General features: G+C 72.4%; 13 protein-coding genes. 3 read left to right on the forward strand and 10 right to left on the reverse strand.

Translation table 11 applies throughout. The annotated features are described in order from the left end of the window. Positions 1-31 precede the first annotated feature (31 nt). Positions 32-814, forward strand: a complete 783-nt coding sequence (locus tag HUT19_RS16365) for an SDR family oxidoreductase (protein WP_176181200.1) — start codon at positions 32-34, stop codon at positions 812-814. Positions 815-1,167: 353 nt separating this feature from the next. Here HUT19_RS16365 and HUT19_RS16370 read toward each other — a convergent pair whose 3' ends face one another. Both HUT19_RS16370 and HUT19_RS16375 read right to left on the reverse strand, forming a co-directional pair. Beyond that, a complete protein-coding gene (locus tag HUT19_RS16370; RefSeq protein ID WP_176181201.1) occupies positions 1,168-1,758 on the reverse strand; it encodes a GNAT family N-acetyltransferase in 591 nt (196 codons plus the stop codon). Positions 1,759-1,767: 9 nt separating this feature from the next. Continuing rightward, positions 1,768-2,247 (reverse strand): nuclear transport factor 2 family protein, encoded by a 480-nt coding sequence (locus HUT19_RS16375; protein ID WP_176181202.1) that lies wholly within the window; start codon positions 2,245-2,247, stop codon positions 1,768-1,770. A 147-nt stretch (positions 2,248-2,394) separates the two neighbouring features. Here HUT19_RS16375 and HUT19_RS16380 point away from each other — a divergent pair, with 147 nt between their 5' ends. Next, positions 2,395-2,823 carry a glycosyltransferase 87 family protein gene (locus HUT19_RS16380; protein WP_176181203.1) on the forward strand — a complete coding sequence of 143 codons (429 nt, stop codon included), beginning with the start codon at positions 2,395-2,397 and terminating at the stop codon, positions 2,821-2,823. A gap of 18 nt (positions 2,824-2,841) precedes the next feature. Here the strand turns inward: HUT19_RS16380 and HUT19_RS16385 are convergent, their stop codons facing one another. The 4 genes from HUT19_RS16385 to HUT19_RS16400 form a co-directional block, all read right to left on the reverse strand. After that, positions 2,842-3,987 (reverse strand): ADP-ribosylglycohydrolase family protein, encoded by a 1,146-nt coding sequence (locus HUT19_RS16385; RefSeq protein WP_176181204.1) that lies wholly within the window; start codon positions 3,985-3,987, stop codon positions 2,842-2,844. A gap of 367 nt (positions 3,988-4,354) precedes the next feature. Continuing rightward, positions 4,355-5,140 carry a class I SAM-dependent methyltransferase gene (locus HUT19_RS16390; protein ID WP_254885612.1) on the reverse strand — a complete coding sequence of 262 codons (786 nt, stop codon included), beginning with the start codon at positions 5,138-5,140 and terminating at the stop codon, positions 4,355-4,357. Between the two features lie 145 nt (positions 5,141-5,285). After that, entirely contained in the window at positions 5,286-7,889 is a 2,604-nt protein-coding gene (locus HUT19_RS16395; protein WP_176181205.1) for a bifunctional FO biosynthesis protein CofGH, read from the reverse strand. A 129-nt stretch (positions 7,890-8,018) separates the two neighbouring features. Beyond that, positions 8,019-8,894 (reverse strand): TIGR03619 family F420-dependent LLM class oxidoreductase, encoded by an 876-nt coding sequence (locus tag HUT19_RS16400; protein WP_176181206.1) that lies wholly within the window; start codon positions 8,892-8,894, stop codon positions 8,019-8,021. A gap of 166 nt (positions 8,895-9,060) precedes the next feature. On the opposite strand from HUT19_RS16400, the gene HUT19_RS16405 reads away from it, so the two are divergent. Continuing rightward, a complete protein-coding gene (locus tag HUT19_RS16405) occupies positions 9,061-10,599 on the forward strand; it encodes a CehA/McbA family metallohydrolase (RefSeq protein WP_176181207.1) in 1,539 nt (512 codons plus the stop codon). A 78-nt stretch (positions 10,600-10,677) separates the two neighbouring features. Here HUT19_RS16405 and HUT19_RS16410 read toward each other — a convergent pair whose 3' ends face one another. From HUT19_RS16410 to HUT19_RS16425, 4 genes are all read right to left on the reverse strand, one after another. Further along, positions 10,678-11,292, reverse strand: a complete 615-nt coding sequence (locus HUT19_RS16410; protein ID WP_176181208.1) for a hypothetical protein — start codon at positions 11,290-11,292, stop codon at positions 10,678-10,680. A gap of 204 nt (positions 11,293-11,496) precedes the next feature. Next, positions 11,497-13,239, reverse strand: a complete 1,743-nt coding sequence (locus HUT19_RS16415; RefSeq protein ID WP_176181209.1) for an amidohydrolase family protein — start codon at positions 13,237-13,239, stop codon at positions 11,497-11,499. Between the two features lie 37 nt (positions 13,240-13,276). Continuing rightward, complete coding sequence (locus HUT19_RS16420; RefSeq protein ID WP_176181210.1) at positions 13,277-14,404, reverse strand: LLM class flavin-dependent oxidoreductase; 1,128 nt, start codon at positions 14,402-14,404, stop codon at positions 13,277-13,279. 125 nt (positions 14,405-14,529) lie between these two features. Beyond that, a complete protein-coding gene (locus tag HUT19_RS16425) occupies positions 14,530-15,315 on the reverse strand; it encodes an SDR family NAD(P)-dependent oxidoreductase (RefSeq protein ID WP_176181211.1) in 786 nt (261 codons plus the stop codon). Between the last annotated feature and the right edge of the window lie 23 nt (positions 15,316-15,338).

Below are 15,338 nucleotides of genomic sequence, written 5' to 3' on the forward strand. Positions count from 1 at the left end.
AGGACGAGGGTCCGCTCCGGGGAGGTACGCCATGCTGCTGCGCGGCAAGACCGTGGTCGTCTCCGGAGTCGGCCCCGGCCTCGGCCACCGGGTGGCCGCGGCGGCCGTCCGCGACGGCGCCAACGCCGTGCTCGGCGCCCGCACCGAGGAGCGGCTGTCCCGGGCCGCGGCGGAGCTCGACCCGGGCGGCGCGCACACCGCCTGGCGGGTCACCGACATCGCGGACGAGGGCCAGTGCGAAGCACTGGCCGCCCTGGCCGTCGAGCGGTTCGGCGGAATCGACGCCGTGGTCCATGTGGCCGCCCTGGACAGCCACTTCGGCGGCCTGGAGGACGCCGACTTCGCGGCCTGGACCCGGGTCCTCGACATCAATCTGCTCGGCACCCTCCGAATGACCCGCGCCTGTCTGCCCGCGCTCGGACGACGGGGCGGTTCGGTCGTCCTGATCGGCACCCAGTCGTCGGTCGCCGCCCCCAGAGAGGTGCGGCAGACCGCGTACGCCGCCTCCAAGGGCGCCCTGGTCTCGGCGATGTACGGACTGGCGAGGGAACTGGGTCCGCACCGGATCAGGGTCAACACCGTGCAGCCGGGCTGGATGTGGGGGCCTCCGGTGCAGTCGTACGTCTCCCTCGCGGCGCGGTCCGAGGGGATCCCCGAGGACGACGTGCGGAACCGGCTCGCACACCGGATGGCGCTGCCCGAACTGGCGACGGACGGCGAGGTGGCGGAGGCCGTGGTGTTTCTGGCCTCCGACCGGGCTCGAGCGATCACCGGGCAGTCATTGCTGGTCAACGCCGGTGAGTTGATGCGTTAGCCGAGGGGCACCCCTCCCGTCCGGCCTCCGGGATCCCGCTCCCGTACCGCCCGTGGGCGTGGCCGAGCGTCGGACGGGGGGACCGGCCATGGTGGGTTCACGCCCCGGTGCCCACACCACCAGCCGACCGTCGGCCCCCGCACCCTCACCTTCCTGCTCGCCTATCTCTTCATCAAGACCTTTGAGGACAACGGCGGTACGTGGGAACCAGGCGCAGCGCTACGGATCCGTCTTCACCGGTGGCCCGGTGCACGGTGACCCCTTCGACGGCCCGCCGGAGGAGATCGCCGCCCGCCGGGTGGTCCAGACCTTCGTGGGGGGGTCAGCGGGTGTACGCGGCGGCTGACGCCTGATCAGCCGGCGGTGTCCCCGGCCGCCGTACCGGGCCCGGCCGCTGTGAGATCGCGCTGCATCATCACGGTGTCGATCCAGCGGCCGTGCTTGTGGCCGACGGCGGCCAGCCGACCCGCCGCGGTGAAGCCGAAGCGGCGGTGCAGCGCGGCCGAAGCCTCGTCGCCGCTGTCGGCGATGACCGCGACGACCTGCCGGACCCCCGCCCGCGCACAGCGGTCGAGCAGGGGCTCGAGCAGGGCACGGCCCAGACCGGCGCCGGTACGGCCCGGGGCGAGGTAGATGCTGTCCTCGACGGTGTGGCGGTAGGCGGGCTTCGGCCGGAACGGCCCCGCGTACGCGTATCCCGCGATGCCGCCGCCCGCCCCGGACCCGGCTCCGGACCCGATCCCGGTTCCGGTTCCGGTTTCCGCGACGAGGAACGGCAGTCCGCGCTCGGTCAGTTCGGCCAGCCGCCGCGCCCAGTCGGCCGGGGTGGGCGGCGTCTCGTCGAACGTGGCCACGGTCTCCGTGACGTAGTGGGCGTAGATCGCCGCCACGGTCTCGAGGTCGGAGGGGGTGGCGTCGCGTATCACTGGGGCGGATTCGACCATGGGCACACTCTAGATCGCGGGCGGTTCCTGGCCGACAGGGGCGCAGGCGGCGGCGATGGCGAGGCTGTCCTCGTAGACGCGGTAGCGGGTGATCAGCCCGTTCTCGACGGTGAGGCGCATCGCGAAGGGCGAGTGGTAGGCGCGGCCGGTGGCGCGGACGATCCCCGCGAGCGTCCCGGTGAGCACCGCCTCCGGTCCGTCCACGACCACCGCGTCGACCGTATTGCCGTCCGGGTACGGCTGGACCCCCTCGGCCAGGTCGCGGAAGTGGGCCGCGACATCGGCGCGCGTGGAGCGGGGGCGGATCCACCAGGCGGCCGGGTTCTCGGCGATCTGCCAGTCGACCCGCTCCGCGAACAGCGCGGCGATCCGCTCCGGGTCACCCGCCACCAGCCGTCCCAGCAGCTCCTGGACGGCGGCCCGGGTGCGCTCGGTGACGGCGGCGGCCGGGGCGGTGACGGTGTCGGTGCCGGCATCGGTGCAGGTCATACGAGTGATCCCCTCTCGTCCGTGTTCGGCAACGATCCTGGCCGAAGTCCCGGGACCCGTCGATGACCTCATAGGTCATGGTCAATTCGCCCGATCCCGTGAGCAACCTCTCTCCGGCCCGGGCCTTCCTCCGGAACCTAGGCCGGGGTGCGCCGGGTGCGGCTGTACGGCGGGCCGCTGACCGCCTTCCGCAATGGCCATCTGCGGCGTGCGATCGTCGCCACCGCCGTCTTCGCGGCCACGGTCGGACTCTCGGCGCTCGCGCTGCCGCACGACTCGCGGCGGTTCTGGACCGACGTGGTGTTCGCGACCGACCGCCCCGGGAAGGTCGAGGGCGCGGGCAACCAGAACCTCCTCGGCGTCCTCGCCCGGCTGCTGCACACCCCCGACCCGGGGCTGTGGTGGATCGTCGCCGCGGCGCTGGTCGGCTGCGTGGGCCTGACCGCGGCGGTCGCGGCCCAGGTCATGGACGAACGGCGGCGGCCGAACGCACACGCCGGTCCTGCGCGCGGCCCGCCGCCCCGGCCGGGCCCGTCACCGGCCCGCCGCGCCTCGCCCCGGCGCGGAGCCGCGTGACGCGCCCGGTCGCTCGCCCTACGTACCCGGGCGCTCGCCCTGGGCGCGGGGGTAGCGCGTGAGCCAGGCGGCGGAGGAGCCGCCCGGGCCGTGGAGGGCGGGGCCCTGCGTCATCTCCATCGAGAAGTCGTCGGCCAGCTCCAGGATGGTGCCGCGCCCCTCCACCTCGGCCAGCCAGGAGGGCGGCAGCGCCGTCTCACCGTGCAGTACGCCCAGGAGGTTGCCGCAGATGGCGCCCGTGGAGTCGCTGTCCCCGCCGTGGTTGACCGCCAGCAGCAGTCCGTGGCGTACGTCCTCGGCGACCAGCGCGCAGTACAGCCCCATCGCCAGGGCCTCCTCGGCGATCCAGCCCTCGCCCAGGGAGGCGACGCGCTCGGCGGTCGGCAGGCCCTGGCGTACGGCGCCGAGCGCCTGCCGGAGCGCCTGGGTGGTCTCCTCGTGGCCGGGGCGGGTGGCCAGATGGGCCAGCGCCCGCTGGACCGCGCCGTCGAGCCCCTCGCCGCGAGCCAGACCGTGCACGATCAGGGCGAACGCACCGGCCGCGAGATAGCCGGTGGGGTGGCCGTGGGTCTGGGCGGCGCATTCGATGGCGAGCTGGAAGACCAGTTGGGGTTCCCAGCCGACCAGCAGTCCGAACGGCGCGGAGCGCATCACGGCGCCGCAACCCTTGGAGTCGGGGTTCTTGGGCGCGTCCAGGGTGCCCATGGTCTCGTCGGCGAGCCCGTTCAGACAGGCCCGGCCGGGGGCGCGCTGCGCGTACAGCCACTCCTCACGGGCCAGCCAGCCCGCGTCCTCGCGCCGCTCGTCGGGGCCCCAGTCGCGCTGGGTGGCGTACCAGCGACGGTGGGCGGCGTGGATGTCGGTGGGCGGATGCCAGGCGCCGGTGTCCCGGCGCACCTGTGCGCGTATCAGCCCGTCGACCGTGAACAGGGTCATCTGGGTGTCGTCGGTGACCCGGCCGCGCCGCCCGTAGGCGGGCAGGAAGTCGGTGACGCCCTCCGGTCCGTGTTCCGCCCGGATGTCGGCCAGTGAGGAGAACTCGACGGCCGCCCCCAGCGCGTCCCCGATGGCGCCCCCGAGCAGACAGCCGCGTACCCGGCTGCGGAAATCCTGTTGCTCGGCGCGGCCCCATACGCCGGTCGCTGCGCTGGCGGTTGCGGTCACGACCCTTCCCCTCTTCTTTCCTGGTGGTGTGTACGGCCCTGGCGGTGTGTACGGCCCCGGACTGCCTTCGCACTGTAATGGACACAGAATGATCGCCTTGGGCCACCGTCCACGAGGAACCCGCATGTGAAGGCGCCATCACGCGGGAACCGGCGGACGTGCTCATTCCGCACCGTGATCGGCACCGGCATTTCCTCCGCCGTATCCGCGCGTTTTCCTCACCGTTGGCCACACCGTGGCCCATGTGTTCGCCATGCGGAACGGCGTTTGTGCGAATAGCGCCGCCCTTCCCGGTTGTTCCCGCCGCCCCTCCCCGGTTCTTCCCGCCACCCCTCCCCGGTTCTTCCCGCCGCACCGGCAGATCACCTCATCCGGAACAGACCAGCAGCCCGGCCCGGGTCGAGACCTCGAAGGCGCCCTTCTCCTCGATCCCCTCGCGGACCAGCCGCTCAGCGCGCCGCAGGACCTCGTCCGCGGCCACCCCGAGCGCACCGGACCAGGTCTCGTAGGAAGCCATGTGCGCCATCACCGGTGCCGGGTCGCGCACCGTCAGCGTGGCCGACAGCCCCACCGTCCGCACCTCGGCGAACTCCGCCCCCAGCAGCCCGGCCGCCTCCTCCAGCGGAAACCGCCCGCTGAACGAGGGCCGTCCGGATCCGGCCGCCCCGCCCAGCACCTCCCCCGCCGCCCGCTCCCACAGCCGGGCCAGTTCGGCCTTGTCCCGGCGGCTGTTGGTCGACACCACGGCCACCCCGTCCGGCGCCAGCACACGGCGCAGCTCCGTGATCGCCCGCGGAATATCCGGTACGTGGTAGAGCATGTGCATCGCCAGCGCCCCGCCGCACACCCCGTCCGCCAGGGGCAGCGCCTGCGCGTCCGCCACCGCCGCCCGGCCCGCCGCCGAGGCCAGCATGCCCGCCGACAGATCGAGCCCGAGCACGCTCACGTCCGGCCGCTCCGCCCGCAGCCGCGCACTGAACACCCCGTTGCCGCATCCGACATCCACCACCGCGCCCCGCACCCCGCGCAGTTCGGCGACGGCCAGCCCCGGCAGATCGTGCCGCGGGCGCTGGTACGCGTACAGCGCCTGACGCGCCGCGAGATGGCTGTCGTCCCGGTACTCCCTCTCGACGAGGGACCTGCGGTCGAGCACGGCATCACACCTCTCTGCCGGGGCCGCTCGGGCACGCCGGCCGTCGGGGAACGTGCGCGGAGGGATCAGTCTCCTGGACCGGCCGCACGGGGCGACAGAGGGCCGTCGCGGGCCGGAAGGTACCGTCCGCCGACGTCCGGGGCCCTCAGTCCCCCAGCACCGGCAGCAGTTCCGGCAGATGGCCGTCCGAGGCCAGGGCCGCGGCCTGGCGCTCCTCGGGGACCGGGCCGTAGGACGTGGTGCGGGGGCGGGCCGGGCGGCCGGCGAGGTCGGCGATGGCGATCAAGTCCTGGATGGAGCGGTAGGAGCCGTAGGAGGAGCCCGCCATCCGGGAGATGGTCTCCTCCATGAGGGTGCCGCCCAGGTCGTTGGCGCCGGAGCGGAGCATCTCGGCGGCGCCGTCGGTGCCGAGTTTGACCCAGCTGGTCTGGATGTTGGGGATATGGGGGTGGAGCAGGATCCGGGCCATGGCCGTGACCGCGCGGTTGTCGCGGGTGGTGGGGCCGGGGCGGGCGATGCCCGCGAGGTAGACCGGGGCGTTGGTGTGGATGAACGGCAGGGTGACGAACTCGGTGAAACCGCCCGTCTCCTGCTGGATGGAGGAGAGCAGCCGGAGGTGGCCGAGCCAGTGGCGCGGCTGGTCCACATGGCCGTACATCATCGTGGAGGACGAGCGGATGCCCAGCTCGTGGGCGGTCTTGATGACCTCCACCCAGGTGGCGGTCGGCAGCTTGCCCTTGGTGAGGACCCAGCGCACCTCGTCGTCGAGGATCTCGGCGGCCGTCCCCGGGAGGGAGTCGAGCCCGGCCTCCTTCGCGGCGGTCAGCCACTCGCGGATGGACAGTCCGGTGCGGGTCGCGCCGTTGACGACCTCCATCGGGGAGAAGGCGTGGACATGCATCCCGGGCACCCGTTCCTTCACCGCGCGGGCGATGTCGAAGTAGGCGGTGCCGGGCAGGTCCGGGTGGATACCGCCCTGCATGCACACCTCCACCGCGCCCACGTCCCACGCCTGCTGGGCGCGGTCGGCGACCTGGGCCAGCGAGAGGGTGTAGGCGTCGGCGTCGGTGCGGCGCTGGGCGAAGGCGCAGAAGCGGCAGCCGGTGTAGCAGACATTGGTGAAGTTGATGTTGCGGGTGACGATGTAGGTCACGTCGTCGCCGACGGCCGCCCGGCGCAGGTCGTCCGCGATCCGGCAGAGCGCGTCCAGCGCCGGTCCGTCGGCGTGCAGCAGGGCCAGCGCCTCGGGGTCGGTCAGCCGGGTCGGGTCGTCGGCGGCCCGGGCGAGGGCGGACTTGACGTCGGTGTCGATCCGGGAGGGGACCATGCCCGGGGCCGCCGCCTCGCGCAGCGCCTCCCAGTCGCCGTACACCTCGTCGAAGTCCTCACGGCGGTCGCCGGTGCGGCCCTCGGTGTCGATGGTGTGGTGCAGATCGGTGCGGCCGGCGGAGGTGAACGCCTCATCGGGCTCCTGCCACGGCAGCCCGGCCGGGAGGACGTCCTCGCGGGCCAGCCCGGAGTCCGGGTCGGCGAGCGCCCGGACATGGGGCAGCAGCCGCGGATCCAGCCAGGGTTCGCCGCGCTGGATGTACTCGGGGTAGACGGCCAGCCGCTCGCGCAGCGCGAAGCCGGCGGCGGCCGAGCGCTCGGCCAGCTCGTCCAGCTGGGGCCAGGGGCGCTCGGGGTTGACGTGGTCCGGAGTGAGCGGGGAGACCCCGCCCCAGTCGTCGATCCCGGCACCGATGAGTTGCTCGTACTCGGCGTCCACCAGGTTGGGCGGGGCCTGGATGCAGGCGGCGGGGCCCAGGATGTGGCGGGCGACCGCGACCGTGGCCACCAGGTCGGCCAGTTCGGCGTCGGGCATCCCGCGCATCGCGGTGTCCGGCTTGGCGCGGAAGTTCTGGATGATGACTTCCTGGACGCCGTGGTACGCCCGGGAGACGCGGCGCAGCGCGAACAGCGACTCCGCGCGCTCCTCATGGGTCTCGCCGATCCCGATCAGCAGTCCGCTGGTGAAGGGGACGGAGCTGCGCCCGGCGTCCTCCAGGACCCGCAGCCGCACGGCGGGCTCCTTGTCGGGCGAGCCGTAGTGCGGACCGCCGGGCTCGCTCCACAGCCGCTCGGCGGTGGTCTCCAGCATCATGCCCATGGAGGGCGCGACCGGCTTGAGCCGCTGGAAGTCGGTCCAGGTCATGGCACCGGGGTTGAGATGGGGCAGCAGCCCGGTCTCCTCCAGGATGCGGATGGCCATGGCCCGTACGTAGGCGATGGTGTCGTCGTAGCCCTCGGCCTCCAGCCACTCGCGCGCCTCGGGCCAGCGGTCCTCGGGGCGGTCGCCCAGGGTGATCAGTGCTTCCTTGCAGCCCATTTCGGCGCCGCGGCGGGCGATGGCGAGGACCTCGTCGGGGGACAGGTACATCCCGTGGCCCGCGCGGCGCAGCTTGCCGGGGACGGTGGCGAAGGTGCAGTAGTGGCACTTGTCCCGGCACAGCCGGGTGAGCGGGATGAAGACACTGCGCGAGTAGGTGATGACCCCGGGGCGGCCCGCGGCCTCCAGCCCGGCGTCACGGACCCGGGCGGCGGAGGCCGTGAGGTCCTTCAGGTCGTCACCGCGCGCCTGGAGCAGTACCGCCGCCTCGGCGGTGTCCAGCGCCACGCCGTCGCGGGCCCGTTTCAGCGCGCGGCGCATCGCGTTGGCGGTGGGGCCGTTCGGGGCGGGCGATGGGGTTCCCGGCGCGCTCGTGGTCATCCTCCGAGGATACGAGCGGTGCGGAACACCGCCAGATCGCCCGGGCCTGCGGTTTTGTGGGTCTGATCACGATGGTTCACGGAGCCGGACGGGAATACGGAACGGCGGGCGGGGCGCGGCCCGCGCGGGTCACAGGTACTGGGCGTAGGCGTCGAGGGTGCGCAGGATCTCGGTGCCGTGGGCCGCGCCGGACATCCCGGGCTCGGGGGCCGGGAGCTGGACGACGGCCTCCTCGATGCCGAGGTCGGCGTAGTGGGCGAGTTTGCCGGGCGAGGGCAGCACCGCGTACGGCACCACCTCCAGGGCCGCCGGGTCCCGGCCCGCCTCCTCCCACACCCGGCGCAGCACGGGGATCGCCTCCGTCAGACCGCCTCCCCCGGTGGGCATCCAGCCGTCCGCGTACGCGGCGACGTGGGCGAACAGCTTGGGCCCGGCCGCCCCGCCGATGAGGGTGCGCGGACCGGTGAGGGGGTCGGCCGCGGAGCGCCGCCGCACCGGTTTGGGGTGGGCGAGGCTGGCCCGTACCGATCCGAACCGGCCCCGGTAGGCGGTGGGCTCCGGCGCCCACAGCGCGCGCATCAGCGCCATCCGGTCCTGGACGAGGTCGCGGCGGTCGGGCCAGGAGACGTTGTGGTCGGCCGCCTCCTCGACGTTCCAGCCGTAGCCGATGCCGAAGGTGAGGCGGCCGTCGGACAGATGATCGAGGGTGGCGACGCGCTTCGCGAGGCTGACGGGGTCGTGCTGGGCGACGAGGGTGATGCCGGTGCCGACGCCGAGCTGTTCGGTGACCGCGGCCGCCTGGGCGAGTGCCACGAACGGGTCGAGGGTGCGGCCGTACTGACGCGGCAGCGGCTCGCCCATCGGGGCTGCGGTGTCGCGGCTGACGGGGATGTGGGTGTGCTCGGGCAGGTAGAGCCCGGCGAAACCGCGCTGCTCCAGCTCCCGGGCGAGCCGGGCGGGGCGGACGGACTCATCGGTGAGGAAGACGGTGGTCGCGATGCGCACGGGACTGCACCTCCGCGTGGGCCGTTGGGGCTGCGCGTATGTTCCCCCGCCGCCATGGAGTTATCCACAGGGCTTTCCGTGGAAGTCACCCACGCGTACAACGGTGTCACGCGGGTGTCGTGCGACACCCGCGTGACGTTGGGGGCGACGACGGTGGGGGCATCAGATGCAGCGACGCGATGTACTCAGGCTCTCCGCGCTTGCGGGCACGGCGGGTGTGCTTACGCTCGATCCCGTGACGTTCGCACAGGCCGACGAGCGGGGTGAGGGCGGCGGCGGTGGCAGCGGCGGGGAGAAGACGCGCACCGTCTCCGGCCATCTGCCCACCGGCTCACCGGACTTCGTCTACCTGCCGGTCGAGGTGCCCGGCGGGGTCCGCGAGATCGCCGTGTCGTACCGCTACGACAAGCCGTCGGTCCCGGCCGGGACCCAGGGAAACGCCTGTGACATCGGCATCTTCGACGAGCGCGGCACGGAGTTGGGCGGCCGCGGCTTCCGCGGCTGGTCGGGCGGGGCGCGTACGGAGTTCGCGATCAGCGCCGAGAAGGCGACACCGGCGTATCTGGCGGGGCCGGTGCGGGCGGGCACCTGGCATGTGGTGCTGGGCCCGTACACGGTCGCGCCGCAGGGCCTGAACTACGAGGTCACCATCACCCTGCGGTTCGGCAGGCCGGGGGAGACGCCGAGGCCGGTCTATCCGCCGCAGCGGGCGAAGGGGCGTGGCCGGGCCTGGTACCGGGGCGACTCCCATCTGCACACCGTGCACTCCGACGGCAAACGCACGCCCGCCGAAGTGGCCGCCGCGGCCCGCGCCGCCGGGCTCGACTTCATCACCACCACCGAGCACAACACCACCTCCGGGCACGGTGCGTGGGACGGGCTGTGGGGCGATGACCTGCTGATCCTCACCGGTGAGGAGGTCACCACCCGCAATGGCCACGTGGTGGCCCTCGGCACCGACCCCGGTGTCTTCATCGACTGGCGCTACCGCGCCCGGGACAACGCCTTCGGGCGCTACGCCCGCAAGATCCGTCAGGCGGGCGGTCTGGTCGTCCCCGCGCATCCGCACGGCACCTGTGTCGGGTGCAACTGGAAGTTCGGCTTCAATGAGGCGGACGCGGTCGAGGTGTGGAACGCGGACTTCACCCCGGACGACGAGGTCTCGGTCGCCGAGTGGGACAACACACTGGTCGCCGCGGCCCGGGGCGACGGCCGCTGGCTCCCGGCCGTGGGCAACAGCGACGCCCACCGCGAACCGCAGGTCGTCGGCCTGCCGCAGACGGTCGTGCTCGCCGACGAGCTGTCCCGCACCGCCATCCAGGACGGCATCCGCGGGGGCCGCAGCTGGATCGCCGAGTCCTCGGCGATCGACCTGTCCTTCGAGGCGGTCGGCGGGCGCGGTGAGCACGCGGGCATCGGCGAGCGGCTGACAGTGGACCGTGCGGCGGAGGTCACGGTCCGACTGCGGGTCTCCGGCGTCGGACCGGACTGCTCGGTGCGGTTCATCACCGACCAGGGCCAGCTGTACGGGACGGCGCTGCCGGGTTCCGGGGCGGGTACGGCGGAGTGGCGCACCACGCCCTCGTACGCCGCCTATGTACGCGCCGAGGTGCGCCACGCCCCGGCCGACGGCGGAGCGTCCGGTGTCCCCGGCCGGATGGCGGCCATGACCAACCCCATCTGGCTGGGCGAGCGCGGCCACTGACAAGACGTGTCCGCCGCGTCGGGGCAGCCGGACGTTGCCGGCTGCCCGCGTCAACGGTCCGGAGAGTGCGGGCACGACCTACGGTGTCAACGTGTCGCCGGGCGTCGGGGTCGCGCGCTGAACCCAGGTGCCGCAGGACGTGATCACCGCCCCCGTGCGGTCGCAGGTGATGCCGTGCACGGTCCCTGACGTGGTGATCACGTCGATGAAAATGTCACTGCCGGTGCTGCTTGGGCCGACGTCAATGGACACACCGCAGGCACCCACGGGTACGTCTCCCCCCTCGTCGGAGAGGTCGTCCCAGTCGATGTCCCCGCCGGGACCGGACTCGTCCCCGACGTAGGGGACCCCGAAACTGACGGCCGCGTAGAAGCCCCCACCGCCGGCGGCTTCCTGACGAACGGTGTCGATGTCGAAGCACCCGTTGGCCCCCGGCCGCGGCGGCTTCGGCCTACCGGGTCCGGCAGCGTCCGCGACAGGGTCAGGGTCAGCCAAGGAGAAGGCCCGGTCGGCGGACACGACGGTCGAAGCCGACTGCTCCTTCTCTCCGAGGCTTTGCGCCTCGGCAGGTAGGGCACCCAGTACACCCACCAGCGAGACGGCGGTCAGTGAGGTGAGGCCGCCGAGCGCCAGCCGTGTGGACCGCCACGAACACCGCACCCGCGGCGATACGGCCCTGCTGTGAGGACGCATTCCATACTCCTTAGGGATTCGAACCGGGCAATCTCCTGGAAGATTTGCTCATCTCGTCCTCCTTTCCACGCACATTCAGGCGTTTATGTGATCAATCATCCGATGAGCCTAATGCGACGAGCGGCGCGGCAGCGTGTCCTTACGCACACCACCGGGCCGAAGCGGGCCGGGGCCTGGCCCGGGCCGGGCCCGGGCCGGGCCCGCTCAGGCTCGGGTGGTGACCGTCCGGGTATGGCGGCCGGAGCGGAGCACCGTACCGGGGACCGCCCCCGTGACCATGTCGTCCCGGACGGTCTCCACCCCGCCCACCCGGACGCTCACCACGCCCACCGCCCGCGAGTCCAGCCGCGGGCTGTCGCCGGGCAGGTCGTGGACCAGGGTGGCCTGGCCCGCGTCGATCCGCTCGGGGTCGAGGAGGACCAGGTCGGCGTGGTAGCCCTCGGCGATCCGGCCCCGGTCCCGCAGTCCGAACAGCCGCGCCGGGTCGTCCGTCAGCATCCGTACCGCCCGCTCCAGACCGACCAGCTTCCGGCCGCGCAGACAGTCGCCGAGGAAGCGGGTGGTGTACGGGGCGCCGCACATCCGGTCCAGATGGGCCCCCGCGTCCGAACCGCCGAGCAGGACGTCCTCGTGTTCCCAGGTCTGCCGCCGCAGCTCCCAGCTGGCCGGGTCGTTGTCGGTCGGCATCGGCCACAGCACCGTACGCAGGCCGTCGGCGGCGCAGATCTCCACCAGGCAGCCGAACGCGTCCTGTCCGCGCTCGGCCGCGATGTCACGGACCACCCGGCCGGTGAGCCCGGCGTTGGCCTCGCTGTAGGTGTCGCCGATGACATAGCGCTCGAAGTCGGCCAGTCGCCGGAAGACCCCGGCCTCGGGACTCCGGGCGCCGCGCAGCATCTCCTCCCGTACGGCGGGGTCGCGGAGCTTCGCGATGCGCTCGGCGACCGGCAGCCCGAGGACGTCGCCCCATCCGGGAATGAGGTTGAGCGCACAGAAGGTGCCCAGCGACATGTTCATGGGGGTGAGGATCGGCATGGTGAGCGCGACGATCCGGCCGCCCGCCTTGCGGGCGCGTTCACTGGCCAGGAGCTGGCGCGGCACCCGCTCCGGCACGGCCGCGTCGATGGTCAGCACATTCCAGTTGAGCGGGCGTCCGGCGGCGGCGCTCATCTCCACCAGCAGATCGATCTCCTCGTCCGCGAACCGGTCCAGACAGCCCGCGACGATCGCCTCGATCTGGGTCCCCTCGTGGTCGGCGACGGCCCGGGACAGCGCGATCAGTTCCTCGGGCCGGGCGTGCCGGGAGGCGACCGGCTGCCCGTCGCCGTCGGCGTGGGTGGCGGACTGGGTGGTGGACAGGCCCCACGCCCCCGCGTCCATCGCCTCGTGGAACAGCCGCAGCATCTCCTCCATCTGCGCGGGGCCGGGTTGTCCGCCGATCGCGTCCTCGCCCATCACATGGCGGCGCAGCGCGCAGTGCCCCACCATGAAGCCCGCGTTGACGGCGGTCCGGCCGTCCAGCGCGTCGAGGTACTCGCCGAAGCCGTGCCAGTCCCAGGGCGCCCCCTCCTCCAGCGCGACCAGCGACATCCCCTCGACCCGGCTCATCATCCGCCGGGTGTAGTCGGCGTCGCCGGGGCGCTCGGGGTTGAGCGGTGCCAGGGTGAAGCCGCAGTTGCCGCCGACCACCGTGGTCACCCCGTGGTTCATGGAAGGGGTGGCGCAGGGGTCCCAGAAGAGCTGGGCGTCGTAGTGGGTGTGCGGGTCGACGAAGCCGGGCGCGAGCACCAGCCCGGTGGCGTCCTCGGTGGACCGGGCGGGCTCGGTGACGGACCCGGGCCCGGCGACGGCGACGATCCGCCCGTCGCGGAGGCCGACATCGGCGGTGCGGGACGGCGCGCCCGTACCGTCCGCGAGGGTGGCGCCCTTGATCAGGTGGTCGAGCACGGCTGGACATCCCTTCGTCTCGGCGGCAGGACAGGGCCTATCGGCCCGCCGTGCGGCGGAAGCGCGTGGTGCGGTGGACGGGATCGGTGTCGATCTTCGGGATCACCTGCTCACCGATGAGCTTGATGGTGTTCATGGTGTCCTCGTAGCCGATGCCGATCGGCAGCCCGAACGACAGCTGGTCGGCCCCGGCCTGCTCCCACCGCTTGCACTGCCGGAAGACCTCGTCCGGGTCGCCGCAGACCATCAGCTCCTCGGCGATGAGGAGTTCGATGATCTCCTCGGTGTAGTCCGGCAGCAGTTCCGGCCACTGCGGGATGCCGTCGGGCCGGGGGAAGGTGTCGTGGTAGCGGAACAGCAGCGACTGGAGGTGGTTGAGCCCGCCGCCGACCGCGATCCCGACCGCCTTGGCGTGGGTCTCCGCGCAGATCGCGGTGGAGGTCACCATCACGTTGTCGTTGACGAAGCCGCCGACCGGCTCGGCCCGTTCGACGGCGGTCTTGTAGGAGTCGAGCACCCACTCCATGTCGGAGACCTTCTGGATGGAGAAGCCGAGCACCCCGAGCCCCTTCTCGCCCGCCATCGCGTACGAGGAGGGCGATCCCGCCGCGTACCACATGGCCGGGTGCCCGGCCCCGTACGGCTTGGGCAGCACCTTGCGCGGCGGCAGCGACCAGTGTCTGCCGGTGAAGCCCGGGTACTCGTCCTGGAGCCACATCTTGGCGAACTCGCCGATGGTCTCTTCCCAGATCTCCTTGGTGTGGTTCATATCGGTCACACCCGGGATGAAGCCCAGGATCTCGTGGCTGCCCGCACCGCGCCCGGACCCGAACTCGAACCGCCCGCCGGAGAGATGGTCGAGCATCGCGACCTTCTCCGCGACCTTGACCGGGTGGTTGACCTGCGGCAGCGGGTTGAAGATCCCGGAGCCGAGGTGGATGCGTTCGGTGGCGTGGGCGAGATAGCCGAGGAAGACGTCATTGGCGGAGAGATGGGAGTACTCCTCCAGGAAGTGGTGCTCGGAGGCCCAGGCGTACTTGAAGCCGGACCGGTCGGCCTGGATGACGTACTCGGTCTCCTCGACCAGCGCGTGGTGCTCGGCCTCGGGGTCGGCGCGGCGTCGGCGCTCCGGTACGTACCCCTGCACGAACAGTCCGAATTCCATGGAGGTTCACCGCCTCTGGCATCGCCCGCTTGCGATTCTCCGACTGAACTGACGCACCGTCAGATTTTGATTGACTCTGGCACCGCGAGGATGGAGCGTCAAGGGCGGGGCCCGAGGGCTGTCCCTCAGAACACCGACACCCCGCTCAGCCAGCCGCCGTCCACCACGAACGGCTGGCCGGTGATGTACGAGGAGTCGTCGGAGGAGAGGAAGAGCGCCAGCCGCGCCACCTCCTCCGGGCGGCCGATCCGCCCCATCGGCACCAGCTTCCGGTACAGCTCGTCGACCGCCGCCGACGCCTCCGCCGGGTCCGCGTCGGGGTCGAGCTGGGCGGGGTTGGTCATCGGGGTGTCGATCGCGCCCGGGCACATCGCGTTGACGCGGATCCCCTTGTCCGCCAGCTCCATCGCCGCCACCCGCGTCATCCCCACGACGGCCGCCTTGGTGGCGGCGTACGAGGTCAGGAAGGCCATCCCGGACAGGGCGACGTACGAGGCGGTGTTCACGATCGTGCCGCCGCCCGCGGCCTCCAGCTCCGGGGCGACCGCACGCATCCCGAGGAACGCCCCGATCTGGTTCACCCGCACCACGGTCAGATACTCCTCCAGCGGGGTGCCGGTCAGCTCGTTGAAGCGGAGGATTCCGGCGTTGTTGACCAGGCCGTCCACCCTGCCGAAGGTGTTCTTGGCGGCGGTGACGGCCGTGCTCCAGTCCTCCTCGCGGCCCACGTCAAGACGGACATAGCGGGCTCGCTCCTCGCCCAGCTCCTTGGCCAGCGCCTCGCCCCGCCCGTCCAGCACATCGCCGAGCACGACCCGTGCGCCCTCCGCGGCGAACAGCCGCGCCTCCTGCTCCCCCTGTCCGCGCGCCGCACCGGTGATGATGACGACCCGCCCGTCCAGCTTGCCCACTTCTGCCTCCTGGTCAGTGGTTT

The organism is Streptomyces sp. NA02950 (assembly GCF_013364155.1).
In the GTDB taxonomy this organism is placed as follows: domain Bacteria; phylum Actinomycetota; class Actinomycetes; order Streptomycetales; family Streptomycetaceae; genus Streptomyces.